The sequence below is a fragment of the Sagittula sp. genome (genome assembly GCF_052825245.1).
In genome coordinates this window covers 172,984-197,427 of the sequence record NZ_JBRBWD010000014.1, presented here as the reverse complement: position 1 = coordinate 197,427, position 24,444 = coordinate 172,984, and the positions used below count along the sequence as shown (strand labels likewise).

Here is a 24,444-nt window from a genome sequence, read left to right as displayed (position 1 = left end):
CGCTGCCCGGCAGGGGCAGGGCGACGGCCGGGATCGGCGGGTGCGGGCGGGAGAACAAGACGGCCCCGCAGCGCGGGGCTGCGGGGCCGTGTGTGTGGTCTCGGGCACTGGAGGCCGGCACCCCGCCGGAACGGGGCGTCCGTGGCCGCCGTTCAGGCGATGCCCACGACTTCGATGTCGAAGGTCAGGTCCTTGCCGGCCAGCGGGTGGTTGGCGTCGAGGGTGACCTGTTCCTCGTTCACTTCGACGACCGTCACCGGCATGACCTGACCCTGCGGGGTCTGGACCTGCAGTTGGGTGCCGAGGTCGAGCGGGATCTCTGCGGGGATTTCGGAGCGCGGCACGGCCTGCATCGCGTTCGGATCGGGCTGGCCGTAGGCTTCGTCCGCCGGGATCGTCAGCTTCTTCTGCTCGCCCACGGTCATGCCGGGCAGGGCCTTGTCGAGGCCGGGGATGATCTGGCCGGAGCCCACTTCGAACTGTAGCGGATCGCGCCCGCGCGAGCTGTCGAAGGTGGCGCCGTCCGCCAGCGTTCCGGTGTAATGCAATTGAACTGTGTCGCCGGTTTTGACCTGCGTCATGTGTGTACCTCTGATGTCTTGGAAACGGGTTTGGCGAGGCCGGGGCGTCCCGGGTGGCTCGCATGCTCATGCCTAAAGATAATGATTCATGGCCCGCGATGCAAACCCGGTGGTCAGAACCGGGTGTGCGCCCTACTGTCGGGGCGACGGAAATGCCGGGTCCGGGGCGCTTTGCCGCGCCTGCCGGACCCGCGGAGAAAGGGAGTTTTGCCATGCATCCGGTCTTGGCGAAGGACAACGTGGCGGTGGTGACGGGCGGGGCCTCGGGCATCGGGCTGGAGATCGTGGGGCGGCTGGTGGCGCTGGGCATGAAGGTGGCGATTGCCGACCTGCCCGGCCCGGCGCTGGAGCGGGCGGCGGCGGAGACCGGCGCGCTGGGCGTGGCCGTGGACGTGACCGACCGCGCGGCGCTGGAGGCGCTGAAGGTGCGGGTGGAGCGCGAGCTTGGCCCGGTTTCCGCGCTGTTCGCCAATGCCGCGATCCAGCCCGGATCGGACGTCTTCGACGAGCGCGGCACATGGAACCGGGTGATCGACGTCAACCTGATGGGGCTGGTGCACACGGTACAGGTGCTGGCGCCTGCGATGATCGCCAGCGGCGCGCCGGGGCTGATCGTCATGACCGGGTCGAAGCAGGGCATCACCACGCCGCCGGGCGACCCGGCCTACAACGCCGCGAAGGCCGGGGTGAAGGCCTTTGCCGAAGCCGTGCAGCACGATCTGCGCGGGCGCGAGGGCTGCCGCGTGGAGGCGCGGCTGCTGATCCCGGGTTTCGTCTGGACCGGGCTGACGCGGCAGGGCCGGACGGAGAAGCCCGCCGGCGCCTGGACACCGGAGCAGCTTGTGGACTTCCTGATGGCGGCGCTGGACCGTGACGATTTCTACATCCTCTGCCCCGACAACGACGTGGACCGGGCGACGGACGAGAAGCGCATCCTCTGGGCCGCGGGCGACATCGTGGAGAACCGCCCGCCGCTGTCGCGCTGGCACGGCGATTACGACGCGGCCTTCAAGGCCTGGCTGGAGCGCTGAGGGATGGCGAAGGTTGTGGTGTTCGACGCCTACGGCACGCTCTTCGACGTGGCCGCCGCGGCGCGTGTCGTGGCCGAGGAGCCGGGGCGCGAGGCCCTGGCGGCGGTCTGGGGACAGGTGGCGGAGGACTGGCGGCGCAAGCAGCTCGAGTATTCGTGGCTGAGGGCCGTGACGGGCGATTACGTGCCGTTCTGGACCCTGACGATGGACGGGCTCGACTGGGCGATGGAGCGTGCGGGGCTGGACGACCCGGAACTGCGCGAGCGCCTGCTGGCGGTCTACTGGGAACTGCCCGCCTACCGCGAGGTGCCCTTCATGCTGGCGGCGCTGAAGGCGAAGGGCGTCGCGACGGCGATCCTGTCGAACGGCAGCCGCGACATGCTGGAGGGGGCGGTCGAGTCCTCGGGCGTGGGGCTCTACCTCGACGAGGTGCTGTCGGTGGAGGCGGTCCGGGTCTTCAAGCCCGCCCGCGCGGTCTATGACATGGTTGGCACGGCCTTTGGCGTGGCGCCGGGCGAGGTGCTGTTCGTGTCGTCGAACGGCTGGGACGCGGCGGGGGCGGCGGCCTACGGCTTCGAGACGGTCTGGGTGAACCGCGGCGATTTGCCGATGGACCGGCTGATGGCTTCGCCCGACCATGTGATGAAGGATCTGACGACGATACCGGAGAGGGTGTGATGGCGAATTTCACGACGTCCGACGGGGTGGAGATCTTCTACCGCGACGAGGGCGAGGGCGTGCCCCTGGTCTGCCTTGCGGGGCTGACACGCGACGGGCGGGATTTCGATTTCGTGGCGCCGCACCTGGAGGGCGTGCGGCTGATCCGCCCGGACTATCGCGGGCGGGGGCAGTCGGGCTGGGCGGACTGGTCGACCTACACGATCCCGGTGGAGGGGCGCGACACGGTCGAGCTGCTGGATCACCTCGGGCTGAAGCAGGCCGCCGTGCTGGGCACCTCGCGCGGGGGGCTGATCGCCATGGGGCTGGCCGCGACGGTGAAGGACCGGCTGATGGGCGTGGCGCTGAACGACATCGGGCCGGAGATCGCGGATGCCGGGCTTGAGGTCATCAAGGGCTATCTCGGGCGCAGGCCGCCGCAGAAGACGCTGGCGGAGGTCGCGGCGCGGCGGGCGGAGCTGATGACCGGCTTCGTCGGCGTGCCGGAGAGCCGCTGGCTGGAGGAGGCGGAGCGGATCTTCGTGCAGGAGGAGGACGGGCTCGGCCTGACCTACGACCCGGGCCTGCGCGAGGCGGTGCTGGTCGGCGGGGCGCAGCCGGTGGCCGACCTCTGGCCGTTCTTCGACGCCTTCAAGGGGTTGCCGCTTTGTGCGCTGCGGGGCGAGAACTCCGACCTGCTGTCGCGCGAGACCTTCGAGGAGATGAAGGCGCGGCGCCCGGACATGATCGCGGTGGAGGTGAAGGGGCGGGGGCACATCCCCTTCCTCGACGAACCGGAGGCGCTGGACGCGCTGCACCGCTGGATCCGGATGCTGCGCTGATCCGGGAAGGGCATGAGCGCCGGTGGATGCGCGGGCTGGCTGAGTGTTCTGCGGTTGGCAGCGCGTGACGCCGGTGTAGCTGCCGCATGGCGGGACCCGGCAGCGGGAGGCGTCGCAGACGTGGTTCAGGGGTGTGGGCCCCGTGAGACGCGCCCCCGTGCCCCGCTCGGGCCGTCGCCCACCCGCCCACCCCGCCGCCCCGACCGGAGCGCGGGGGCGCGCGTGGCGTTGGGCCGGGGCGGTGGCCTGGGCTGTTCGTTTCGGCGCGCACCGTGCTTTCGTTCGGCAGGTCGCATTCGCCCGGTCTGGCCCCTAGGGGACGGGCGCCGGGGCATTGCCCTTGGCATGACATGGGGATGTGCACGCAGAGTATGGGCGCCGAGTGCGAGAGGGCTTCATGCGCATTGCGGACGGTTGGACGCCCGCCACCGGATCGATGGCGGGCGCTTCGGTCTAGCGGTTGCGGATATGCGTGCTCCAGTGGGCGTGCAGAGCTTCGATGTCGCCGCTGGTGAGGAGGGGCATCGCCTGATGCAACTGGTCTTCCGTCCATGCCCACCATTGGAGTTCGAGCAGGAGGGCGATGCGGGCATCGTCGAACCTCTTGCGGATTTCCCGGGCCGGGTTTCCGCCGACGATGGCGTAGGGGGCGACATCCCGCGTCACCACGGCGCGCGTGCCGATCACCGCGCCGTCGCCGATCCTGACACCGGGCATGACGATGGCTTCGGACCCGATCCAGACGTCGTTTCCGATGACCGTGTCACCGGCCGGACGGTAGCCGTTTTCGGCGCCCGCAAAGGCCGGCACGTCTGACATCCAGTAGAAGGGAAACGTGCTGACCCAGTCGCTCCTGTGGCCCTGGTTGCCCGCCATGATGAAGGCGGCGCCCGATCCGATGGAGCAGAAGCTGCCGATCAGGAGGCGGTCGACGCCCTCGTCCGGCAGGAGGTAGCGGGCGCAGTCGTCGAAGCTGTGGCCGTGATAGTAGCCTGAATAGTAGCTGAACCGTCCGACAAGGATGTTCGGATTGGTGACCTGCTTGTCCAGCGTGATGCCCCGGAAAGGGCTTTCGAAGTGGTTTTTCATCTGGGACCTCTGAATGATCGGCATGTGTGCGCACATGCAAAACCAGCGCTACCGCTGAGGGCGGCGCGCAATTTCCCCGGGCTTCAGCGCGGGGACGGATTCAGATGGTTCGGTCCGCAGATTTCATCGGGCGTATGTCCCTGTCCAATTCGTGTGAAGGATACGGAAACGGCGACCGGACGCAAGCCGGACGGCGTGGCGCTGTGGCAAGGGGGCGCTGCGTCTGTTGCGGCGAAGGGGGGCGCAGCTCGTTTTGCGGCGCTCGCGCGCGCCGGGATGACGCGCGCCAAGGCGTTTCGGCGCAGTCTTTTCGGCAGGGGGTCAGGCGTCGGGCAGGTTGAAGACGCGGACGGGGTGGAGTTCGCCGGCCTTGTAGCGGCCCACGGCGACCGGACGGCCGTCGTGGCTGGCCCAGGCTTCGTCGCCGTATTCGATGCCCCCCGCCGCAAGGACCATGCCCGGGTTGCCGTTCCTGAGGCGCGTCGCGCCCTCGGCGGTGGCTTTCAGTTCGGGAAGGTCGGCCAGCCCCGCCTCGACCGGCAGGAGCCGGGCGTCTAGGGCGGGGGTGCGGGCCTCTGCGTCGATCTGGTCCAGCGTCACGGCGTTTTCGAGGTCGAAGGGTCCGGACCAGAGGCGGCGCAGCGTCAGCACGTGGGCATGGCAGCCGAGCGTCTGGCCCAGGTCGCGCGCGATGGAGCGGACGTAGCCGCCCTTGCCGCAGGTCATTTCCAGCACGGCGGTGTCGGCGTCGGGGCGGTCGGTCAGCACCAGCTCCTCGACCCAGAGGGGGCGGGCGGCGATCTCCATCTCCTCGCCGTCGCGGGCGCGCTTGTAGGCGCGTTCGCCGTCGATCTTCACCGCCGAGAACTGCGGCGGGACCTGCATGATCTCTCCGACGAAGCCGTGCAGCGCCTCCTTGATCTCGTCGTCCGAGGGGCGGAGATCGCTTTCGGCTGTGACCTCGCCCTCGGTGTCGTCGGTGTTGGTCGCCTGCCCGAGCCGGATGGTGAAGGCGTAGGCCTTCGTCGCGTCGGTGATGTAGGGCACGGTCTTTGTCGCCTCGCCCAAGGCCACGGCCAGAAGGCCCGTCGCCTCCGGGTCGAGCGTGCCGGCATGGCCCGCCTTCTTCGCTTCCAGCGCCCAGCGGACCTTGTTCACGACGGCGGTGGACGTGATGCCCGCCGGTTTGTCGACGATCAGCCAGCCGGAAATGTCCCGGCCCTTGCGCTTGCGTGCCATGTGCTGCCCTTTCGCGGTAAGGCGCGCCGGGTAGCAAGCGCGCCGCGCCCTGTCAATCGCGGGGCGCGCGCGGGCCGTGGTCTTGCAGGTGGTCCGCTGCGGGCGTCAGCCGTCGGAGAGCGCCTCGACGATGGTGGCGCGGGTCTCTGCCTCGGCGATGCCGGAGAAGGGCTTCATGTTGTGGCCGGGGACGACGGCGTCGGGGTCCTCGATGAAGGCGTCGAGGGTTTCGGCGTCCCAGGCGAAATCGGCGCGGGCGAGGGCGTCGGAATAGCCGTAGTCCTCGAGGCTGCCGGCCTCTCGCCCGACGATGCCGTACAGGTTGGGGCCGAGGCGGTTGTCGCCCTCGTCGAGGGAATGGCACGTCCGGCAATGGTTGTTGAACGCCAGCGTGGCCTCGTTGTCCTGCGCGGCGGCGGGGGCGGCGCTGAGGAAGAGGGCGGTGGCGGCGATATGCGGTTTCATGTCGGTGTCTCCTCTGGGGATCGTTGGAAGACAAACCGTCGAGGGGGTGGTGGCGTTCCCGCGCGGTCGCGTGTCCGGCGGGTGATCGCCGGTTGCCGTGTGGCCGGGCGGGCGGGCCGTCAGGTCGTGCCGGAGAGGCGGGTGTCCTTCAGGCCGGAGAGGTCCAAGAGGCCCGCGCGGTTGCAGAGCCAGAGCGCGCCCGCCACCGCCCAGAGGTTCGACAGCACGAAGGCGCCGACGATGCCCGCAAAGCCCGCCACGCTGGCGCCCAGCCATGCGAGCGGCACGTAGACCAGCGCGATGCGGCTGGCCGAGAGGCCCATGGACCAGAGCGCCCGGTCGCGGGCGTTCATCGCGGCGTTGGCGGTCACGAGGATGCCGTAGCCGAAGAAGCCTGTCGCGCCCCAGCGCAGGTAGGTGGTGGCATGGTCGGCGGCCTCGCCTCCGTCGGTCATCAGGTGGGCGAGGGTGGGCGCCGCGACCGACAGCACGGCGGCCAAGAGCGCGCCGTAACCCGTGCAGGCGAGGAAGGTGAGCCGCGTGGCGGCGCGGGCGCGGTCGTGTTTCTCGGCCCCCCAGGCCTGCCCCACGACCGGGCCGATCCCCGCCGACATCGCCAGCATCGGCACGAAGAGCAGCGACTGCACGCGGGTGGCGGCGCCGAAGCCCGCCACGGCCGCATCGCCCAGCATCGCGGCGGCGGAGGTGACGAGCGACAGGCCCAGCGGGTTGATCGCGTTGGAAAGCGCGGCGGGGCCGCCGATCCGGGCGATGTCGCGCATGCTTTCGCCAAGGCCGTTCAGGCAGGTCCGGCTGATCGACAGGCGCCCGCTGCGGACCGAGAAGATCACCAGCCCGACACAACCCAGCGTGCGGGCGAGGAAGGTGGCGATGCCCGCGCCCTCGGTCCCCATGGCGGGGATGAAGGCCGCGCCGAAGATGAACAGCGGGTCGAGCGCAATGTTGAGGAGCGCCTGCGCGACCATGACGGTGGCGGAGATGTGGCTTTCGCCGCCCGCGCGGAACACGGCGTTCAGCCCCATGGCGGCGACCATGAAAGGGAAGGAGGCGCACCACCACGGCACGAAGGACAGCGCCTCGTCCCGGACGGCGTCGGTGGCGCCCATGAGGGAGAAGATCGCGGGGGCGGAGAGGTAGAAGGCCGTGGCGGTGACGAGGCCCAGCAGCGCCGCGACGATCAGCGCGTGGAGGGCGAGGCGCGCGGCATAGGCGTCGTCGTCGCCGTTGCGCCCGAAGGCCTGGCTGACCACGGCGGAGGTGCCCGCGCCCATGCCGATGCTGAGCGAGGTCAGCGCGACGATCACCGGGTAGACGAAACCGATGGCGGTCAGCGAATCGGTGCCCGCGCGGGCAAGGAAGGCGCTGTCGGCGATGCCCACGGAGAGGGTGCCGAGGATGCCGATGCTCATCGGCGCGGAGACCCGCCAGAGTGCGCGGGAGACGGGGCCGGAGGTGAGATCGCGGTTTCGCTTGCCGTTTGCCATGGCGACGCAGATGGCGCGAATGGATGCGAAGGCAAGAATGTTTGCGCGTGGGGCGTTCGCCCCTCAGCACAGCACCTGTGCGAGCGCGTCGAGCGCGGCGCGGATCGGGGGATCGTGGCGGGCCTCGTGGTGGGAGACCAGCCATTCGTCGTGGGTCAGCGCGTCGATGGGCTCCGACAGGCGGTCGAGGCCCGGCTCGGTGTCTCCGGCGAAGCAGGGCAGCACGATCCGCCCGAAACCGTTCAGCGCGAGGTCGAGGCAGAGGCGGCTGTCGCTGGCGGTGGTCAGGATGCGGTCGGCGTGGTGGTCGTGGACCCAGCGCTGGGAGGGCGGCTTGTCGGCGCTGGCGGGCAGGGTGACGAAGCGGTCCGGCGCGCCGGGCAGCCCGTAGACCGCATAAAGGATGGGCCGGGCCCGTTGCCGCGCCAGCCACGGGTGATCGGGCGGGCGGTTGCGGATGCCGATGTCGGCCTCGCGGCGGGCGAGGTCGAGGGCGGCGTTCGAAGGCAGGAACTCCGGCACCCAGTGACCTGTCGGGTCGGGCGCCAGCGCCTGCGCGAGGAAGCGCGAGGTCCAGAAGCCCGCGGTGATGCGCACCCGGCGCGGGCCGGTGTCGCTGTCGAGGAAGCGGTCGACCCGGCGGCGGAGCGCGGAGAGGTCGGCGACCTCGGCCGCCAGCGCGCGGCCCTCGCCGGTCAGCGCGTAGCCCGCCTTGCCGCGCAGAAAGAGCGGACGGCCGGTCTGCGCCTCGAGCGCGGTCATGCGGCGGGAGAGCGTGGGGAGCGGCGTGCCCGAGAGTCTGGCGGCGGCAGTGAGGGAGCCGTGCTGCGCCACGAGCAGGAACAGCGCGAGATCGTCGAGGCTGGGCGCACTTTCATTCATGAAAGTCAGTTTGCGCGCATCGCCAGTATTTTCAAGGAAATTGCCGTGGGAGTCTGGGCGCAGATCGCATCAGGCTTTCAGGAGTGAGATATGTCCCATCCTTTTCCCATCCTCCGGATCGTGCCGGACGCGGCCGCCAGTGCCGAGGCCGCGGGCTTTGCCGCGCGGGTACAGAGCCATCGGCGCAGGGCGCGCAGGCGCGCGGTGCTGCGGTTCAGGGCGGCGCTGTTCGGGCGTCGGAAGCTGCGGGGCGCGGGTCTGCCGGAGGACGGCGGCGCCATCGCGACCGGCTGTCAGGCGCGCATCAGGGTCTGACCGAAACCGCCGAAGTGCAGCATGCTGCTGGCGCTGTCGGTCCAGAAACCGGGCCAGTGCGCCCCCATGGCCGGGTGATGCCAGACGCGCACGTCGGTTTCGGGCGGCAGCGTGTTGAAATCGGGCTCGTCCCGCGTGCGGAGCTGACCCGACAGGCCGAAGAAGCCGTTGATCAGCACCGTCATGATGAGCGCATCCTCCGGCGTCATCTGGAGGCGGCGCCAGCCCGGGGGAACGGTTTCCTCGGACCCCGTCACCCAGTCGCCCGAGACGAACAGGCGTTCCGGGAAATCGGGGCGGTAGCCGAGGCTGTAGGCGCCCTGGCTCTCGACGATGAAGGTGATGTAGCCGTTGCTGCTGGCGTGCAGCTCTTCGGGGCGGAAGATCCGGTCCTGCGTCAGGAGCAGCGGCAGCCCGGAATGGAACACATCCGGCCCGAGCGCATCCGACACCTCGGTCACGGGCTTCAGCCACGGCAACTGGCCGGGTGTCGTGTCCCGCTCAGGGATGGCGATGTCGGGACGACCGACCCAATCAAGCAGAAGCTTCAGCGCATCCTCGATGGTGGTGACGATCAATTGGTCCTCCCTCACGCCCGCGTTCCAGCGAAACGCTGCTGCCAATCTTCGCGTTCCGCATCGGTGATCTTGCGGAAGGTGACGTCCGGCACGGTGAATGTGTGACCTTCGGGCAACGTTTCAAGGGCGGCGGGCACGTCGACCGGCCAGCTGTCGTCGTCGGTCTGCATGGCGGCCAGCAGGTCGGCGCAGGCGTCGGGGATGAAGGGGCGGGAAATCACCGCGTAGAGGCGGATCAGGTTCAGCGCGAGGCGGATCTGCATCGCGGCCTGTTCGGGATCGGTCTTGAAGGTGGTCCACGGCGCGACCTCCTGCAGGTACTCGTTGCCGAGCACCCAGGCGGCGCGCAGGGCGGCGGCGGCCTTGCGGATCTCGATCGCCTCCATGTGGGTCTCGTACTCGCGCACCTTCGCGGTGATGTCGGCGACCAGCTTATCCTCGGCCGCGCCGCGGGTGCCGCCTTCGGGCACCGCCTCGGAGAACTTGGAGCGGCAGAACTTCGTCACGCGGGAGGCGAAGTTGCCCAGCACGTCGGCGAGGTCCTTGTTCACGCCGGACTGGAAGGATTCCCAGGTGAACTCGGCGTCGGAGGTTTCCGGCACGTGCGACAGCAGCCACCAGCGCCAGTAGTCGGCGGGCAGGATTTCCAGCGCCTGGTCCATGAAGACGCCGCGCCCGCGCGAGGTGGAGAACTGTCCGCCGTCATAGTTCAGGTAGTTGAAGGACTTGATGTAATCGACGAGCTTCCACGGCTCGCCCGAGCCGAGGATCGTGACCGGGAAGGAGAGCGTGTGGAAGGGCACGTTGTCCTTGCCCATGAACTGCGTGTAGCGCACGTCGTCCGCGCCCTTGTCGGTGCGCCACCAGCGTTCCCAGTCGGTCCCCTTGCCCGCGTCGACCCATTCCTGCCCGCAGGCGATGTATTCGATGGGCGCGTCGAACCAGACGTAGAAGACCTTGCCCTCCATGCCCGGCCAGGGCTCGTCGCCGCGCTGCACCGGCACGCCCCAGTCGAGGTCGCGGGTGATGCCGCGGTCCTGCAGGCCGTCGCCGTCGTTGAGCCATTTCTTGGCGATGGAGGTGGTCAGCACCGGCCAGCCCTCGCGGGTGTCGATCCATTTCTCCAGCTCGTCCTTCATGGCGGACTGGCGGAGGTAGAGGTGCTTGGTCTCGCGCATCTCGAGGTCGGTGGAGCCGGAGATGGTGGAATGCGGGTTGATCAGGTCGACCGGGTCGAGCTGCTTGGTGCAGTTGTCGCACTGGTCGCCGCGCGCGCTGTCGAAGCCGCAGTTCGGGCAGGTGCCCTCGATGTAGCGGTCGGGCAGGAAGCGGCCGTCGGCCTTGGAATACATCTGGGTTTCGGAGACTTCGCGGATCAGGCCCTGTTCGTCCAGCACCTTGGCGAAATGCTGGGTGAGCCGCTTGTTGGCGTCGGAGGAGGAGCGGCCGAAATGGTCGAAGGAGAGGCGGAAGCCCTCGGCGATCTTCGACTGCACCTCGTGCATCTCGGCGCAGTATTCGGCCACGGGCTTGCCCGCCTTGGCGGCGGCGAGTTCGGCGGGGGTGCCGTGTTCGTCGGTGGCGCAGAGATACAGCACTTCGTGGCCACGGGCGCGCAGGTAGCGGGCATAGAGGTCGGCGGGCAACTGGGAGCCGACGAGGTTGCCCAGGTGCTTGATGCCGTTGATGTACGGAATGGCAGATGTGATGAGATGGCGGGCCATATGCGTCTTCCTTCGCGAACGTCAGCGCGGGTTTAGCGGAGTGGCGGGGCAGTGGCCAGTGGTCACCCATCGGGGGGTGCAGAATCTGCACCCTACGGGGCGTCGCGCGGGCGGGGACGCGGGCTTTCGGAGCGCATGTCGGGCGGTGTGGCTGTTGCTCGGGTTTGTTCGGCGGGACGGGCGTGAGTGGTTCCGGCGGGCGGGTCGGTTGCCTCGGGCGGCGCATGCGGAAGAGGGCCGCGGGCCGGTCCGGTGATGCGTAGGGCCGGGACCGACGGGATGTCGGTGGAACGTCCGACGCGCGCGGGCCATGCGGATCGCGGCGCCCGGCCGGTCCGGCGGTGCGCGGGGCCGGGGTGGCGATGCGGACCGCCGGCCCCGGACCGTCAGGCCAGCGCGCCGATGACCTCGTCGACCTTCGTCACCAGCGCCACGTTCTGCATCGCGTAGTCGATGCTGGCGCGGTGCCAGTCGGCGTTCATGGTGGAACAGCCGTCCTCCGGGATCACCATGACATAGCCCTTGTCGGCGCCGGTGCGGGCGGTGTGCTCGATCGACATGTTGGTCCAGGCGCCGGTTTCGATCAGGATGTCGCGGCCCTCGGCCTTGAGCACGGTTTCGAGCGAGGTGCCCTCCCACGCGCTCATCCGCATCTTCTCCACCACGTGATCGCCGGGCTGGGGTTCCAGACCGTCCACGGCGCGGGCGCCCCATGTGCCCCGGACCATGGCGGATTCGTCCAGCAGCCCCTCGAAGAGCGGCGCGTTCAGGGTGAAGCCGGGCGCGCCGGGGTGGACGAGGAAATGCACGTGGATCACCGGCACGCCCAACTCGCGGCAGCGCGCGGCGAGGCGGGCGATATTGGCGATGGCGTTCTGGTCGCGGCAGTGCTGCGGGCTGCCGGAGGCGGCGAAGGCGCCGCCCTCGATCACCACGTCGTTCTGCATGTCCTGGATGATCAGCGCGCAGCGCGAGGCGTCGAGGCGGAGCGCGTCGTCCCCCTGGGGCGCGGCCGGGGGGCGGGACGATCCCCGCGCCCGCATGAAGGGTTCGTTGCGCGGGCCGACCTTGACCGGGATGGCATAGACGCTGGTGGAGGCCGCGACGTAGAGCGTGCGCCAGTCCTCTCCGCCCCAGTGCAGGTTGGCGGGTTTCTCGGGGATGGCGACCTTGCCGATCAGCTTGCCGCCCGGTTCGTAGACCCAGAGCCCGCCGGGCGCCGTCACCCAGACGTTGCCGGAGGCGTCGCACTTCATGCCGTCCGGCACGCCCTCCTTCAGGCTGTCGCGGATGCCGCTGGCGAAGACGCGGCCGTTGGTCAGCGTGCCGCCCGGCCCCACGTCGTAGACCCGGATGTTCGCCTGTTCGGTGTCGTTGATGTAAAGCCGCGTCTCGTCGGGCGAGAAGCAGAGCCCGTTGGGCATGGTGAAGAGGTAGCGGTCCACCACCAGTTGCGGGTCGTCGCCGGGGCGGTGGTTCGGCGGCAGGCGGAAGACCCCCTGCCAGCCCAGATCGCGCGGACGCTCCACCCCGAAGCCGGGCATCCGGCCGTACCACGGATCGGTGAACCAGACGGAGCCGTCGGACTTCACCACGATGTCGTTGGGGGAATTCAGCTCCCGTCCCTCGAAGTGGGAGGCGAGCACCTCGCGCGTGCCGTCGGGCCGGAAGCGCGCGACGGAAGAAGTGCTGTGTTCGCAGACCAGCAGGTTGAGGTCCGCGTCGTAGGTCATGCCGTTGCCCTTGTTGGAGGGGGTCATGACCTCGCGCACGCCGGCGCGGTCCATGCGGCGGCGCACGTCGCCCGGCATGTCGGAGAACAGCAGATAGTGGTCCACCGGGTGCCAGATCGGCCCTTCGGTGAAGATGAAGCCCGAGCCGGGCTGCCGGACCGGCGCGTGTTCGTCGATCAGCTTGCGGAAGGCGGGGTCGAGCGCTTCGTGGGCCATGGTGTCCTCCTCTGGCCGGGATCAGGCGGGGAACCAGTCGCGGCGCGGCACGGTCTGGCTGACGGGGCCGGGCACCGACATGTCCATCCGCCCGACGACCCGCCCGTGTTCGACCTTGGCCGGTTTGTCGTGGATCGGCAGGAGGAACTTCGCGCCGGAATACATCAGCTTGCGGATCGCGCCCTTTTCCTGCCGCTTGGTGTTCCCGTGGTTGCCGGTGACCTGGTATTCCTCGGGGCCGAAGGTGCGCATGGGCTGGATGATCTGGTCGTTGAAATCGTAGATCACGTCGCCGCAGATCGTGGCGCGGCCCTCGTCGGTGTCGACATGCACGTTCATCGACCCTTCGGTATGGGCGCCCGCCGCCTCGACGAAGACGCCGGGGATCAGTTCGACCGGGCCGGAGATGTCGAGATCCTCGAGCCTGAGCGCGCCCGGGTGGTGCAGCCGTTCGACAAGGTGGATGATGTCGGGCTTGGGGTACTGCGGGTGCATCAGGCCGGAGACGGAGTATTCCAGTTCGCGCCGGTTGATGACCACGGTGGTGTTCATCGGGAAGTGGTCGTCCTTGCCCGCGTGGTCGATGTGCAGGTGGGTGTGCAGCACGTAGCGCACGTCGCCGGGTTTGACCCCGTGGTTGGCCAGTTGCCGCTCGATCATGTTCTCGTGGAACTGGAGGCCGCGCATGCCCAGCGTTTCCATGATCGCGTTGTCGCGGTAGCCGGTGTCCACCACGATCGGGTACATCCCGCCGAGGATCAGGAAGCCGTAGACCGGCACCCGCCGCACGCGCCCGCAGTCGCGGCCGAGCACGAGGAAGCTCGATTCCAGTTCGATGTCCCCGTAGTCGAGTATCTTGATTTCCAGCCCCATCGTGTCCTCCCGTTTATCGTCTCTTGCGTCACGCCAGCCGGTAGACCCGGGTGGCCGTGTCATGGAAAATCGCCTGCTGTTCGGCGGCGCTGAGCCCGCCCGCGGCGCGGCGGTGCGCCTCGATCAGGGCGGTGTAGTCGGTCCAGAGCTTCTCGATGGGGAAGTTCGATCCCCAGAGGCAGCGGTCGGCGCCGAACATCCCCACGGTTTCGGTGGTCAGCCAGGCGATGAGGTCGGGGTCGAGCCGGTGCTGGAAGGTGCCGAAGCCCGAGAGTTTCGAGACCACGTTGGGACATTCGGCCAGCCCCTCCATCGCGGTGCGCCACTTGGCGCGGCCCGCGTCGGAGGTGTCTTCCAGCATGCCCGCGTGCTGCAGGACGAAGGTCACGTCCGGGCAGGCGCGGGCAAGCGCGCAGGCGCCGTCCATCTGGTCGTCGAAGGCCTGCAGGTCGAAGACGAGGTCGTAGTCCGCCAGCCGTGCGACGTTCTTCTGCACGGTCGCATCGCGGCAGAGGTCGGCATGGGGCGCGAAGCGGTAGGTGGGGTTCTGGTGCCAGTGGAACTGCTGGCGGATGCCGCGCAGGTGCGGGAAGCGGGCCAGCCGGTCGAGGGCGGGGCGCACGTCCTCTGCGCCCATGTCGGCATAGGCGACGAGGCCGTGGGGCCAGCCGGTTTCGGCGATCAGGCTCTCGATCCAGGCGGCCTCGTCCTCGGCCCGGTCGGTGGGCCAGTTGGCTTGCACGTAGACCGATTTCGTGACGCCGGTGCCCGCGATGTCGTCGAGGTATTCGCTCATCGGGTAGTCGCGGCGGATCGGTTCGTAGGGGCCGAAGATACGCGGCTGCATGGGGCCCTTGAGCCACGGCAGGTCGTCCTGCCGCCAGACGTGGAAATGTGCATCGACGATGGTCATGCGCGCGCTCCTTTCCGGAAGTCGAGGATCTCGGCGGCGATGGATGCGGGCGTGTCGCCCGCGCCCAGCCGGTCGAGCAGGGGATGGATGGCGCGCATCGCCTCCGTCTGCGGCCGGTAGGCGGGATCGGCGGCCAGCGGCGAGAGCCAGAGCACCGACCACGCCAGCGCGCTCAGCCGTTCCATGGCGCCGGTCAGCGCCTCCGGCCCGCCGCGTTCCAGCCCGTCCGAGAGCAGGATGACCAGCGCGCCGCGGGCATGGGCGGCAAAGCGGGGGATCGACAGGAAGACCTGCAGCGCCTCGCCCAGCCGGGTGCCGCCGTCCCAGTCCGCCACGAGGCCGGAGGCCAGCGTCAGCGCCTGTTCGCGGTTGCGGTGGCGGAGCGCGCGGGTCACGCGGGTCAGCCTTGTGCCGAGGGTGAAGCATTCCACCCGCTCGCCGCCCTGTTGCAGCGCGTGGGCCAGCCGCAGGGCGCCCTCGGTGCTGGACTTCATGCTGCCGGAGACATCGACCAGCAGCAGGACGCGGCGCTGGCGGGTGATGCGGCGGCGGGTGGGCAGGCGGGTGATCTCGCCGTCGCGGCGCATCATCTGCCGGAAGGCGCGGCGCGGGTCGGGGTGGCGGCCCTTGCCCTTGCTCATGCGCCGGGCGCGGCGATGGGGCAGGCGGTTCGGCAGCGCGCGGGTGAAGGCGCGCAGCAGGGCGTCCTCGTCACCGGCGGCCAGTTCGCGGGCAAAGAGCCGTTCCGCCGAGGTGGCCTCTCCGCCGGAGGGGTCTTCCTCGTCGGGGACGGGCAGTTCCTCGAAGTCGCCGGCGTCGTAGCTGCGCGGCAGGTCTTCGGGGTCGCCCGGGGCGGGCGCGGCGAGGCTGCGGCCGAGGAAGACGTGGTCGAAGACGGTGTCGAACATCAATTGCCGGTCTGGCCCCGGCCCGTAGACCGCGTGGGCGGCGCGGCGGATGGCGGCCATGTCGCGCGGACCAAGGAGGCCCACGGCGGTGATGAAGGTCTCTGTCCGGTCGGGCGTGGCCGGGAAACCGGCGGCCCGGAGCGCCTGCGGGAAGGCGAGGAAGGGGGCGAGCGCGCGCGGGGTCATGCGGCGCTCTCCGAGAGGATGGCGTCGATGCGGGGCGCGATGTAGTCGAGGTCGTCCTGGTCCTTCAGCACCACCCCGATGGCGCGTGCGAAGGCGCGGGGCCATGGTCCGCCGCCCCGGTTCAGAAGCGTCGCGGCCTCGGCCCATTCCACGGTTTCGGCCACGCCCGGCGGCTTGGCCAGCGGTTCCGCCCGGAGCGCATTGACGGCGGCCACGACGCGGCGCGCGGTGTCCTCCGCCACGGTGGAGGCGCGCATCATGACGATGCGCTGCTCGAGCTCGGGCGAAGGATAGCCGATCCAGTGGTAGATGCAGCGCCGCCGGAGCGCCTCGTGCAGTTCGCGGGTGCGGTTGGAGGTGAGGATCACCACCGGCGGCTCCTCTGCCCGGACGGTGCCGCGTTCGGGGATCGAGAGGGTGAAGTCGGACAGGAATTCCAGCAGGAAGGCCTCGAACTCGTGGTCGGCGCGGTCGATCTCGTCGATCAGGAGGACGCGGTCACGCGGCGCCTCCAGCGCCTGCAGGATCGGCCGCGCGATCAGGAAGCGGTCGTCGTAGAGGTTGACGTACTCGTCGCCCGCCTGCCGGATCGCCAGCATCTGCCGGGGGAAGTTCCATTCGTACATGGAGGCGGCGGCGTCGATGCCCTCGTAGCATTGCAGGCGCACCAGTTCGCGCCCGAGCACGGAGGCCAGCGCCTTGGCCGCCTCCGTCTTGCCGACGCCGGGGGCGCCTTCCAGCAGCAGCGGCTTGCCGAGGGCGAGCGACAGGTAGGCGGCGGTGGCGAGCCCGTCGTCGGCAATGTACTGGGCGTCGCCCAGCAATTGCGTCAGCGGTTCGGGACCGTCGATGCCCTGTATCGCGCGCCGCACCACCATCAGAGCGCCTGCCGGGGTTTCGCGCCGCCGAGCGCGCGGATGCCGCGCAGCACCTTTTCCGGGGTCACGGGCAGGTCGTCGATGCGCACGCCCACCGCGTCGTAGACCGCGTTGACCACCGCCGGCAGCACCGGGTTGGCGCACATCTCGCCCGGGCCCTTGCCGCCGTAGGGGCCGTCCTCGGCCGGCCGTTCGAGGATCGAGATGTGATGCGGCGCCAGATCGCCCGGTCCCGGCATGAGGTATGTGTTGAAGTCCTCGGGCCGGTTGTCGCGGGTGGGGTAGTAGGGTTCGGTCGTCTCCCATGCGGCGTGGCTCATCCCCATCCACGCGCCGCCGCGCAGTTGCTGTTCCACCAGCTTGGGGTTGAGCGCGCGACCCACCTCGTAGGCGGACTGCATGTCGGTGACGGTGACTTCGCCGGTTTCGTCGTCGACCTCCACCGTGACCAGCATGGCGGCATGGGCAAAGGTGGTGACCGGGGACATCTCGCCGGTTTCGGGATCGACCTCGGACAGCGGGATCAGGAAGATGCCGCGCCCGGCGATGGTGCGGCCCTGCTTGAACTGCGCCGCCTGGCTGGCGGCCATGGTGGTGATCGACCGCGAGGGCGCGCCCTTCACGTGGATGTTGCCCTTGCCGTCGGTCACGAGGTCGCCCGCGTCGACCTCCAGCTCTTCGGCGGCGGCCTCCAGCATGACCTGCCGGGCCTCTTCGGAGGCGCGGATCACGGCGTTGCCCATGCGGTGCGTCCCGCGCGAGGCAAAGGAGCCCATGTCGTGCGGGCCGGTGTCGCTGTCGGCGGTGTCGACATAGACGTCCTCGACCGGGACGCCGAGGGTTTCGGCGGCGATCTGGCGGGTGACGGATTTCATCCCCTGCCCGAGGTCGATGGCCGAGAGGGCGACGGTGAACTTGCCGTCGGGGTTGGAATGCACCAGCGCCTGGCTCGGGTCGCCGCCGAGGTTCATGCCGATGGGATAGTTGATCGCCGCGAAGCCGCGGCCGCGGTGGACGGTCATCAGCGCCTCCTGAAACCAGAGAGGGAGGAGAACCGCATCGCGCCCGAACGGGACGGTTTGGGCGCGGGCCTTTCGGGCCGGTCCGGTGCGGCGGGCTGCGGGGGCGGTTGCGGCGGGGTGTAGGACGAGGTCTGCGGCTGCTGCGCCGAGGGTCGTGCGGGCGGCGGCGCGGCGGGCGCGCGGGGCGTGGGCGGGGCGAGCGGCGCGCTGTCCGCGCCCCCCTTGCGGGCATAGCTGGTGGCGGCGAAGCCCTGCACGCGGCCGTCCTCGTCGGTGACGGTGTGGCGCGGCAATTCCGCCCGCGCGCCGCCGCCGTCCTTCAGCGAGGAGGCGGCCTTCAGCGCGGGCGACAGGTTGATGCCCGCCTTCTCCGCCACCACCTGCGCGCATTCGATCAGCGCGCAGTTCTTGGCCAGCCGCCTGTGCGCCTTCATGTCGCCGTCGCGGTAGGCGTTGAGGATGCGCAGCTCGACAGGGTTCATGCCGACGGCCTCCGCCACCTTGTCCATATGCGCCTCGATGGCGAAATCGACGCCGGTGATGCCGAAGCCGCGCATGGCGGTGGCCGGTGTGCGGTTGGTATACACGCAGTACACGTTGGCCGAAACGTTGGGGATCGTGTAGGGGCCGGGCAGGTGGCCGACGCCCTTGATGATCGCGTAGGAGCTGAGCCGGGTGTAGGCGCCCGCGTCGAAATAGCCGGTGAACTTGCGCGCCACGATGCGGCCGTCGTTCATCACGCCGTCGGTGACGTACCAGCGTTCGGCGCCGCGCGGTGCGCCGACCTGCATCTCTTCGGCGCGGTCCCACGCGTATTTCACCGGGCGCCCGGTCATCATCGCGCCGAGGATGGCGAGCGGTTCGTGGATCGAATCCACCTTGCCGCCAAAGCCGCCGCCCACCGTGCCGCCGATGAAATGCAGCCGCGAGGAGGGCATGGACAGCACCTTTGCCGCCGTCCCCAGCGAGAAGAACAGCGCCTGCGTGGACGTGTAGCAGACGTAGCGGTCGTTCTGTTCGGGGGCGGCGATGGCGCCGCAGGTCTCGATCGGCGCCTGCTCGATCGGCGACATCTGGTAGCGGCCCTCGATGACGTGATCGGCCTGCCTCAGCGCGGTTTCGACGTCGCCATAGCGCAGCTTCTGGTGGTCGTACTTGCCGTGGTAGACGAACTTGTTGTCCGGATAGATGTCGAGCACGGCGGGCGCGCCGGGCTTGATCGCCTCCTCCACGTCGAGCACGTGGGGCAGGACCTCCCAGTCGACGCGGATGGCGGCGGCGGCGGCGCGGGCCTCGGCCTCTGTCGCGGCGATGACGGCGGCCACGGGTTCGCCCATGTAGGCGACCTTCTTGTCCGAGAGGATCGGTTCGTCGTCCAGCCCGAAGTCCAGCAGCGACAGCAGGGTGTTGAGGTTCACCGGCACGTCGCGCCCGGTCAGCACGCGCACGACGCCGGGCATCCGTTCGGCCGCCGAGGTGTCGATCCGCCGGATGCGGGCGTGGTGGTGAGGCGAGCGGGCGCAGCGCATGTGCAGGAGCCCGTCGAACCGGTGGTCGTCGAAGAACGGCGAACGCCCGGTGACGTGGCCCACGATGTCCTGCCGCCGGGTGGGCTTGCCCACTTCGTTCAGGTTGTCGTCCCGTTCGTCGGCAAAGAGGTCCTTGCGGAACTCGACCATCGGTCCGCTTGTGGTCATGTCTTTCATGCCCGGGCCCTCCCTTCGGCGACGGCGAGGATCGCGGTGATGATCGGTTCGTACCCGGTGCAGCGGCAGAGGTTGCCGGAGATCGCCTCGATCACCTCGTCGCGGCTGGGGCGCGGGTTGCGGTCCAGCAGCGCACGGGCGGAGACCAGCATTCCCGGCGTGCAGTAGCCGCATTGCGCCGCGAAATGGTCCATGAAGGCCTGTTGCAGCGGGTCGAGCGTCACGCCATCGGCCAGCCCCGCGGCGGTCCTGACCTCGCGCCCGTCGACGGCCTGGGCCAGGACGAGGCAGGAAAGCTGCGTCTTGCCGTCTATCGTCACGGTGCAGGCGCCGCAGGTGCCCTGTCCGCAGCCGAATTTCGGGGTCATGTCGCCCACGTCGCGGCGCAGGAAGTCCAGAAGGTTCTGGCCCTCTCCGGCAAAGGCCGAGCGGGAGATGCCGTTCAGGGTGAAGGTGACGGGTGTCCTGGCCATCAGCGCTGCTCCATCTCTGTCAGGAGGCGTTTGAGATGCACGCCGGCGACCTCGCGGCGATACCAGCCGGAAGCGATCTGGTCGGTCGGCGGGTCCAGCCCCTCGGTCGCGGCGGCTGCGGCATCGGCGATGCTGCGCGCGTCGATGGCGTGCCCTTCGAGCGCGCGTTCTGCGCCGCTGGAGCGCAGAGGGGCCGGTCCCATGGCGCCGAAGACCACGCGGGCGTTCCGGATGCGTCCGCCTTCGCGCGGCAGGTGCGCGGCGATGGACAGGACGGAGACGCCCTTGGGCTTCACGCGGCTGACCTTCAGGAAGCCGAAGGCGCGGCGGTCGCGGGGGCGGGTGACCTCCACCGCGGCGATCAGCCCGGCGCGGTCGCGGTTGCGCAGCACCTCGGCCACCGGGCGGGCGCCGGACTGCCCCGCGCCCGTCACCTGCGCGTCGAGCGCGAGAAGGGCGGTGGCGAAGTCGCCGTAGGGGTGGTCGGCAAAGAGGTTGCCGGCCACGGTGGCCATATTGCGCACCTGCGGGCCGCCGATCAGCCGGGCCACGGGGTGCAGGAAGTCGAGGTCGCGGCTGGCCAGCACGTCGGCCATGGTCACGCCCGCGCCTATGGTGATGCGATCGCCCGACGCGCGGATCTGTGTCAGCCCGGGATCGGTGACGCGGATCAGCCGGGCGGGGGCGGTGCCCTCGTTCACGGCGCGCATGACCAGCGTGCCGCCGCCGAGGTAGGCCGCGTCGCCACCCATGGCGCGGGAGGCCTCCTCCATCGTGCGGTAGGTTTCGACCGTCGTCATGCTGCCTCCAGTCCCATGAAGTCCCGGACCGCGTCGAAGCCGCCCTGGTAGATGTTCTCGGCCACCATGGTCTTCAGCTCGGCCTCGCGCCCGGCGGGCGTGTCGAAGCGGCTTTCCCAGTGCCAGAAGGTCATGTCGCGGTCGGTGACCGGCGCCAGCCGGACATGCGCCACGTAGTTCAGCAGCGGCACAGGCGTTTCCAAGAGGCAGTAGCTGAAGGCCATGTCCGCGTCCGAGAGCGTCAGAAGCTGTTCGCGCAGTTCCGACCCGTCGGCGAGGTGGAAGCGCCGCACGCAGCCGACCTTGTCCGAAGGATAGCCCCGGTCGATCACGCTGTCGGCCACTGCCGGGTGCCATTCGTCGTGTCCGTTGAAGTCGCGCAGGACCTCCCAGACCGCTTCGACCGGCGCGTTGAGGACGGTGCTTTTGACGACGTGTACCATGGTCAGGTCGCCATGTTGCGCTGCAGGGCGGCAAAGCCCGCCATGAAGACGTTGGTGCCGATGCCGTCGACCAGGTCCTCGGCGTCCGCCTCGGCGCAGTCGAACTCTGCCGTCCACTCGGCAAAGGTCCGGTCGCCGTCGGTGATCGGCGTCAGCCGCAGGGTCGCCACGTAGTCGGTCAGCGGCATCGGGCTTTCGAGGATCGCGTAGGTGCAGAACAGGTCGTAGTCGCTGAGGCCAAGAAGCTTCTCGCGGATGCGGTCGCCGTTCTGGAGGTGGAAGTCGCGCACGCAGCCCACCTTGTCCGAAGGTTCGCCGTTCTCGATCCGGCTGTCGCGGATGCGCGGGTGCCAGCGGGGCAGGGCGTTGAAGTCGCGCACCTTGTCCCAGACCTTGGCGGCGGGGGCGTCGATCACCGATGAGATATATACGCGCGGCATCTACTTCTTGCCCCCGGTGTCGGATTTGCCGCCCTCAGGCGCGTCGCTGCCGCCCGAGCCCGAACCTGAACCTGAGCCGGCGGCTTTCTCCACCGCGTCGGAGATGCGCTTCATGTCGGAGGCCTCGCGGATCAGTCCGCCCTGCTTGGCCAGCCCGCCGCCCTCGATCCCGATGTCGGCAAGGAGTGAGTCGATCAGCGGCGCCTGCACGCGGTAGCGGAGCGCGGAGTTGATGACCTCGTCCGTGGGGCTGCCGGAGCGGTTGCCGCCCCCGCCCGTGACCCCGTCGAGCTGCATGATCCGGATGTCCTGGATCTTTTCCAGCGGCTTGACGGAGGCGGAGACGATGCCCTCCACGTGTTCCAGCAGCTTGCGGCGGAAGAGCGAGGCGCGCGCCGGGTCGGTGAGCACGTTCTCGGCCTCGTTGATGAGCTTCTGGGCCTCGGCCTCCACGGCCTTGCGGACTTTCTCGCCCTCGGCGATCAGCTTCGCCTCGGCGGCGGCCTTTTCCGCCATGGTCACGTCGATGGACTTGCGGCGGTTGGCAGCCTCCGTCTCGCGCACGGTCTTGACCTTTTCCTCGGCCTCGGCGGCACGGGCACGGGCGGCGTCGGCCTCGGCCCGCGCGGCGCTTTCCTCCAGCGACTTCTGGTAGAGGGCGATGGCCTTTTCCATCTGCGCGGTTTCGACCTCGCGCTCGCGCCCGACCTCCAGCCGGCGGCGGACGGTCTCGTGGTCGATGCGGATCTCGTCCAGCCCGCGTTCGGAGGCGATGCGGGCGCGCTCCACCTCTTCCTGGCTGGCGATCTCGGCCTCGCGCAGGGTCTGGACGCGGGCGACCTCGAGCTGTTCCAGCGCGCGGCGGCGTTCGAGGCGGGCGGTCTCGAGCGCGCGCTCGCGCTCGATCTCGGCCTTCTCGACGGCACGGCGGGCGATGACCTCCGCCTCGCGCACGTTGGCCTCGGCGGCGGCGCGCTCTGCCTTGGTGTCGGCCAGCTGGATCACGCGGCGTTCCTCGGCCTGCTCGACGTTGCGGCGGCGTTCGATGTCGGCCACCTCGCGCGATTTCTGGCTGGCGATGCGCTCCTGCTCCAGCGCCAGTTCCGAGGCGACGCGGGCTTTCTCGACGGCCTCGCGGCGGGCGATCTCGGCGTTCTCCAGCTCGCGCTCCTTGTCGATCTCGCGGGCGCGCACCTCCTGGTCGGCGGCGATGCGTTCGGCTTCGAGCGCGCGGCGCTGCGCGATGCGGGCCTGTTCCACCGCCTCGTCGGCGGCAACGCGGGCCTCGTCGATGGTGCGGTTGCGGGCGATCTCGCGCGTGGTGGTGTCGCCGTCGGCCTCGATCCGGGTGGCGGCGATCTGCTTTTCGCGCGCGATGCGGGCGGCCTCGACGGCCTCGTCCGCCGCGATCTCGGCGGCCTCGACCGCCTGCCTGCGCGCGATCTCCAGTTCGCGGATGCGGCGGTCCTCGGCGATGCGGGCCTCGCTGATCTGGGCGTCCTGCAGGATGCGCAGCCGTTCGACGGTCTCGCGCGCGGCGATCTCTGCCTCGTCCAGCGCCTGCTGGCGGGCGATCTCGCGCTGGCGGATGTCCTCTTCGCCCTTGATGCGGGTCTGGGCCAGCAGCAGGTCCTGCGCCATGCGCCGCTTCTCGTTGGCCTCGTTGGCGGCGATCTCCGCGTCGCGGACGGACTTCTGCCGCTCGATCTCGAGCGACTGGGTCTCGCGCTCCTTGGCGATGCGGGCCTCCGACAGGGCCTTTTCCTGTTCGATGCGGGCGCGTTCGATGACCTCGCGGGCCGAGATCTCGGCCTCGTCGATGGCGCGCTGGCGTTCGATCTCGCGGGCCTGGGTTTCCTGCTCGTTCTGGATGCGGGCCTGACGGACGGCGCGTTCCTGGAGGATGCGCGCGGTTTCGGTGGCTTCCTGCGCGGCGATCTCGTCGGCGTCGTCCTCCTTCTTGCGGGCGATCTCGCGGGCGCGGATCTCGCGTTCGGAGGCGATGCGGGCCTCGGCCACGGCGCGCTGGTTGGCGATGCGCGCGCGTTCGATGGTCTCCTGCGCGGTGATCTGGGCGCTTTCGGCCTCCGTCTCGCGTTCGGCGCGTTCGCGGGCGATCTGGGCGCGCTGCTGGGCGCGGCGGGTCTCCACGTCGCGTTCCTGGCTCAGGCGGGCCTCTTCGCTGGCGCGCTCGATCTCCAGCACCTGCTTCTCGGCTTCGAGGTTGCGGGTGCGGATCAGGATCATCGAGTCCTGCTCGATGTCGTTGCGCAGCTTGCGGCGGTCCTCGATGTCGCGGATCAGGACGGTCAGGCCCTCCGCGTCGAAGCGGTTGGACGGGTTGAAGTATTCGAGGCCGGTCTGGTCGATGTCGATGATCGCGACGCTTTCCAGTTCCAGCCCGTTCTTCTCCAGATCCTCCTGTGCCTGCTCGCGGACGCGGGTGACGTAGGCGCCGCGGTTCTCGTGCATCTCGCCCATCGACATCTCGGCGGCGACGGCGCGCAGGGCGCTTTCGAACTTGCCTGCCAGAAGGCCGTTCAGGCGCTCCGTCTCGAGCGTGCGACGGCCGAGGGTTGCGGCGGCCTTCGAGACGGAGCTCTTGTCGGAGCGGACGCGGACGTAGAATTCGGCCTCGACGTCGACGCGCATCCGGTCCTTGGTGATGAGCGCCTGTTCCCGGGTGCGCGCCACCGCGAGCGGCAGGGTGTTCATGTTCACGGGGGTGATGTCGTGCACGATCGGCCAGACGAAGGCGCCGCCGTCGATCACCACCTTCTCGCCGAGGAAACCCGTGCGCACGAAGGCGATTTCCTTGGTCGACCGCCGGTAGAGCCACTGCATCACCCAGTAGATGATCGCGATCACCACGACGGCGATGATCAGCCACAGGATCAGTTGTCCGATTATCTGGCCACTCACTTCTCAACCCTCCCCGTTGCGCG

24 protein-coding genes are annotated in these 24,444 nt (G+C 69.6%); 4 read left to right on the top strand and 20 right to left on the bottom strand.

The window, feature by feature from the left end:
* Nucleotides 1–152: 152 nt before the first annotated feature.
* A complete protein-coding gene (locus ACU0DV_RS04575; protein ID WP_100927935.1) occupies nucleotides 153–581 on the bottom strand; it encodes an FKBP-type peptidyl-prolyl cis-trans isomerase in 429 nt (142 codons plus the stop codon).
* A 212-nt stretch (nucleotides 582–793) separates the two neighbouring features.
* Here ACU0DV_RS04575 and ACU0DV_RS04570 point away from each other — a divergent pair, with 212 nt between their 5' ends.
* From ACU0DV_RS04570 to ACU0DV_RS04560, 3 genes are read left to right on the top strand one after another with little or no spacing between them, the layout of a single operon-like run.
* Nucleotides 794–1,612, top strand: coding sequence for an SDR family oxidoreductase (locus ACU0DV_RS04570; RefSeq protein ID WP_446242503.1), 819 nt, complete (start codon nucleotides 794–796; stop codon nucleotides 1,610–1,612).
* A 3-nt stretch (nucleotides 1,613–1,615) separates the two neighbouring features.
* Entirely contained in the window at nucleotides 1,616–2,290 is a 675-nt protein-coding gene (locus ACU0DV_RS04565; RefSeq protein WP_283982283.1) for a haloacid dehalogenase type II, read from the top strand.
* Nucleotides 2,290–3,111 carry an alpha/beta fold hydrolase gene (locus tag ACU0DV_RS04560; protein ID WP_446242502.1) on the top strand — a complete coding sequence of 274 codons (822 nt, stop codon included), beginning with the start codon at nucleotides 2,290–2,292 and terminating at the stop codon, nucleotides 3,109–3,111. Before ACU0DV_RS04565 ends, ACU0DV_RS04560 begins: the two co-directional genes overlap by 1 nt.
* A 453-nt stretch (nucleotides 3,112–3,564) precedes the next feature.
* Here ACU0DV_RS04560 and catB read toward each other — a convergent pair whose 3' ends face one another.
* The 5 genes from catB to ACU0DV_RS04535 form a co-directional block, all read right to left on the bottom strand.
* On the bottom strand, nucleotides 3,565–4,200 hold the full coding sequence (gene catB, locus ACU0DV_RS04555) for a type B chloramphenicol O-acetyltransferase (protein WP_446242501.1): 636 nt from the start codon (nucleotides 4,198–4,200) through the stop codon (nucleotides 3,565–3,567).
* 321 nt (nucleotides 4,201–4,521) lie between these two features.
* Nucleotides 4,522–5,439: a tRNA pseudouridine(55) synthase TruB gene (gene truB, locus ACU0DV_RS04550; protein ID WP_100927930.1), complete on the bottom strand. Its 918-nt coding sequence runs from the start codon at nucleotides 5,437–5,439 to the stop codon at nucleotides 4,522–4,524.
* Nucleotides 5,440–5,544: 105 nt separating this feature from the next.
* Nucleotides 5,545–5,904: a c-type cytochrome gene (locus ACU0DV_RS04545; protein WP_100927929.1), complete on the bottom strand. Its 360-nt coding sequence runs from the start codon at nucleotides 5,902–5,904 to the stop codon at nucleotides 5,545–5,547.
* Nucleotides 5,905–6,023: 119 nt separating this feature from the next.
* Nucleotides 6,024–7,334 carry an MATE family efflux transporter gene (locus ACU0DV_RS04540; RefSeq protein ID WP_446242500.1) on the bottom strand — a complete coding sequence of 437 codons (1,311 nt, stop codon included), beginning with the start codon at nucleotides 7,332–7,334 and terminating at the stop codon, nucleotides 6,024–6,026.
* 138 nt (nucleotides 7,335–7,472) lie between these two features.
* Nucleotides 7,473–8,291, bottom strand: a complete 819-nt coding sequence (locus tag ACU0DV_RS04535) for a LysR family transcriptional regulator (RefSeq protein ID WP_446242499.1) — start codon at nucleotides 8,289–8,291, stop codon at nucleotides 7,473–7,475.
* Nucleotides 8,292–8,381: 90 nt separating this feature from the next.
* Here ACU0DV_RS04535 and ACU0DV_RS04530 point away from each other — a divergent pair, with 90 nt between their 5' ends.
* Entirely contained in the window at nucleotides 8,382–8,606 is a 225-nt protein-coding gene (locus tag ACU0DV_RS04530) for a hypothetical protein (protein WP_100927926.1), read from the top strand.
* Here ACU0DV_RS04530 and ACU0DV_RS04525 read toward each other — a convergent pair.
* The 14 genes from ACU0DV_RS04525 to ACU0DV_RS04460 form a co-directional block, all read right to left on the bottom strand.
* Nucleotides 8,585–9,184 (bottom strand): hypothetical protein, encoded by a 600-nt coding sequence (locus tag ACU0DV_RS04525; RefSeq protein WP_100927925.1) that lies wholly within the window; start codon nucleotides 9,182–9,184, stop codon nucleotides 8,585–8,587. The genes ACU0DV_RS04530 and ACU0DV_RS04525 overlap by 22 nt on opposite strands.
* An 11-nt stretch (nucleotides 9,185–9,195) precedes the next feature.
* Nucleotides 9,196–10,908 (bottom strand): methionine--tRNA ligase, encoded by a 1,713-nt coding sequence (gene metG, locus ACU0DV_RS04520; RefSeq protein ID WP_446242498.1) that lies wholly within the window; start codon nucleotides 10,906–10,908, stop codon nucleotides 9,196–9,198.
* Nucleotides 10,909–11,294: 386 nt separating this feature from the next.
* Entirely contained in the window at nucleotides 11,295–12,857 is a 1,563-nt protein-coding gene (locus ACU0DV_RS04515; protein WP_446242497.1) for an isochorismatase family protein, read from the bottom strand.
* A 21-nt stretch (nucleotides 12,858–12,878) separates the two neighbouring features.
* Nucleotides 12,879–13,730, bottom strand: coding sequence for an N-acyl homoserine lactonase family protein (locus tag ACU0DV_RS04510; protein ID WP_100927922.1), 852 nt, complete (start codon nucleotides 13,728–13,730; stop codon nucleotides 12,879–12,881).
* 28 nt (nucleotides 13,731–13,758) lie between these two features.
* The gene (locus tag ACU0DV_RS04505; protein WP_446242496.1) at nucleotides 13,759–14,643 is read right to left on the bottom strand and encodes an amidohydrolase family protein; all 885 of its coding nucleotides are present in this window, start codon (nucleotides 14,641–14,643) and stop codon (nucleotides 13,759–13,761) included.
* A complete protein-coding gene (locus tag ACU0DV_RS04500; RefSeq protein WP_446242495.1) occupies nucleotides 14,640–15,737 on the bottom strand; it encodes a vWA domain-containing protein in 1,098 nt (365 codons plus the stop codon). The genes ACU0DV_RS04505 and ACU0DV_RS04500 overlap by 4 nt, the downstream gene beginning before the upstream one ends.
* Nucleotides 15,734–16,615 (bottom strand): AAA family ATPase, encoded by an 882-nt coding sequence (locus ACU0DV_RS04495; protein WP_283982295.1) that lies wholly within the window; start codon nucleotides 16,613–16,615, stop codon nucleotides 15,734–15,736. Before ACU0DV_RS04495 ends, ACU0DV_RS04500 begins: the two co-directional genes overlap by 4 nt.
* On the bottom strand, nucleotides 16,615–17,637 hold the full coding sequence (locus ACU0DV_RS04490) for a xanthine dehydrogenase family protein molybdopterin-binding subunit (protein WP_100927918.1): 1,023 nt from the start codon (nucleotides 17,635–17,637) through the stop codon (nucleotides 16,615–16,617). The genes ACU0DV_RS04495 and ACU0DV_RS04490 overlap by 1 nt, the downstream gene beginning before the upstream one ends.
* Entirely contained in the window at nucleotides 17,637–19,343 is a 1,707-nt protein-coding gene (locus ACU0DV_RS04485) for a xanthine dehydrogenase family protein molybdopterin-binding subunit (protein WP_100927917.1), read from the bottom strand. The genes ACU0DV_RS04490 and ACU0DV_RS04485 overlap by 1 nt, the downstream gene beginning before the upstream one ends.
* On the bottom strand, nucleotides 19,340–19,816 hold the full coding sequence (locus ACU0DV_RS04480; protein ID WP_446242494.1) for a (2Fe-2S)-binding protein: 477 nt from the start codon (nucleotides 19,814–19,816) through the stop codon (nucleotides 19,340–19,342). The genes ACU0DV_RS04485 and ACU0DV_RS04480 overlap by 4 nt, the downstream gene beginning before the upstream one ends.
* Nucleotides 19,816–20,616 carry an FAD binding domain-containing protein gene (locus ACU0DV_RS04475; protein WP_446242493.1) on the bottom strand — a complete coding sequence of 267 codons (801 nt, stop codon included), beginning with the start codon at nucleotides 20,614–20,616 and terminating at the stop codon, nucleotides 19,816–19,818. Before ACU0DV_RS04475 ends, ACU0DV_RS04480 begins: the two co-directional genes overlap by 1 nt.
* The gene (locus ACU0DV_RS04470; RefSeq protein WP_100927914.1) at nucleotides 20,613–21,059 is read right to left on the bottom strand and encodes an SRPBCC family protein; all 447 of its coding nucleotides are present in this window, start codon (nucleotides 21,057–21,059) and stop codon (nucleotides 20,613–20,615) included. The genes ACU0DV_RS04475 and ACU0DV_RS04470 overlap by 4 nt, the downstream gene beginning before the upstream one ends.
* A 2-nt stretch (nucleotides 21,060–21,061) precedes the next feature.
* Entirely contained in the window at nucleotides 21,062–21,499 is a 438-nt protein-coding gene (locus ACU0DV_RS04465) for an SRPBCC family protein (protein ID WP_100927913.1), read from the bottom strand.
* Entirely contained in the window at nucleotides 21,500–24,421 is a 2,922-nt protein-coding gene (locus ACU0DV_RS04460) for a flotillin domain-containing protein (RefSeq protein ID WP_446242492.1), read from the bottom strand.
* Nucleotides 24,422–24,444 lie beyond the last annotated feature (23 nt).

What these genes read in the sequence shown, in the direction of transcription:
- ACU0DV_RS04575 (WP_100927935.1), bottom strand. Translation starts at nt 581, where the DNA reads ATGACGCAGGTCAAAACCGGCGACACAGTTCAATTGCATTACACCGGA.
- ACU0DV_RS04570 (WP_446242503.1), top strand. Translation starts at nt 794, where the DNA reads ATGCATCCGGTCTTGGCGAAGGACAACGTGGCGGTGGTGACGGGCGGG.
- ACU0DV_RS04565 (WP_283982283.1), top strand. Translation starts at nt 1,616, where the DNA reads ATGGCGAAGGTTGTGGTGTTCGACGCCTACGGCACGCTCTTCGACGTG.
- ACU0DV_RS04560 (WP_446242502.1), top strand. Translation starts at nt 2,290, where the DNA reads ATGGCGAATTTCACGACGTCCGACGGGGTGGAGATCTTCTACCGCGAC.
- catB (WP_446242501.1), bottom strand. Translation starts at nt 4,200, where the DNA reads ATGAAAAACCACTTCGAAAGCCCTTTCCGGGGCATCACGCTGGACAAG.
- truB (WP_100927930.1), bottom strand. Translation starts at nt 5,439, where the DNA reads ATGGCACGCAAGCGCAAGGGCCGGGACATTTCCGGCTGGCTGATCGTC.
- ACU0DV_RS04545 (WP_100927929.1), bottom strand. Translation starts at nt 5,904, where the DNA reads ATGAAACCGCATATCGCCGCCACCGCCCTCTTCCTCAGCGCCGCCCCC.
- ACU0DV_RS04540 (WP_446242500.1), bottom strand. Translation starts at nt 7,334, where the DNA reads ATGAGCATCGGCATCCTCGGCACCCTCTCCGTGGGCATCGCCGACAGC.
- ACU0DV_RS04535 (WP_446242499.1), bottom strand. Translation starts at nt 8,291, where the DNA reads ATGAATGAAAGTGCGCCCAGCCTCGACGATCTCGCGCTGTTCCTGCTC.
- ACU0DV_RS04530 (WP_100927926.1), top strand. Translation starts at nt 8,382, where the DNA reads ATGTCCCATCCTTTTCCCATCCTCCGGATCGTGCCGGACGCGGCCGCC.
- metG (WP_446242498.1), bottom strand. Translation starts at nt 10,908, where the DNA reads ATGGCCCGCCATCTCATCACATCTGCCATTCCGTACATCAACGGCATC.
- ACU0DV_RS04515 (WP_446242497.1), bottom strand. Translation starts at nt 12,857, where the DNA reads ATGGCCCACGAAGCGCTCGACCCCGCCTTCCGCAAGCTGATCGACGAA.
- ACU0DV_RS04510 (WP_100927922.1), bottom strand. Translation starts at nt 13,730, where the DNA reads ATGGGGCTGGAAATCAAGATACTCGACTACGGGGACATCGAACTGGAA.
- ACU0DV_RS04505 (WP_446242496.1), bottom strand. Translation starts at nt 14,643, where the DNA reads ATGACCATCGTCGATGCACATTTCCACGTCTGGCGGCAGGACGACCTG.
- ACU0DV_RS04500 (WP_446242495.1), bottom strand. Translation starts at nt 15,737, where the DNA reads ATGACCCCGCGCGCGCTCGCCCCCTTCCTCGCCTTCCCGCAGGCGCTC.
- ACU0DV_RS04495 (WP_283982295.1), bottom strand. Translation starts at nt 16,615, where the DNA reads ATGGTGGTGCGGCGCGCGATACAGGGCATCGACGGTCCCGAACCGCTG.
- ACU0DV_RS04490 (WP_100927918.1), bottom strand. Translation starts at nt 17,637, where the DNA reads ATGACCGTCCACCGCGGCCGCGGCTTCGCGGCGATCAACTATCCCATC.
- ACU0DV_RS04485 (WP_100927917.1), bottom strand. Translation starts at nt 19,343, where the DNA reads ATGAAAGACATGACCACAAGCGGACCGATGGTCGAGTTCCGCAAGGAC.
- ACU0DV_RS04480 (WP_446242494.1), bottom strand. Translation starts at nt 19,816, where the DNA reads ATGGCCAGGACACCCGTCACCTTCACCCTGAACGGCATCTCCCGCTCG.
- ACU0DV_RS04475 (WP_446242493.1), bottom strand. Translation starts at nt 20,616, where the DNA reads ATGACGACGGTCGAAACCTACCGCACGATGGAGGAGGCCTCCCGCGCC.
- ACU0DV_RS04470 (WP_100927914.1), bottom strand. Translation starts at nt 21,059, where the DNA reads ATGGTACACGTCGTCAAAAGCACCGTCCTCAACGCGCCGGTCGAAGCG.
- ACU0DV_RS04465 (WP_100927913.1), bottom strand. Translation starts at nt 21,499, where the DNA reads ATGCCGCGCGTATATATCTCATCGGTGATCGACGCCCCCGCCGCCAAG.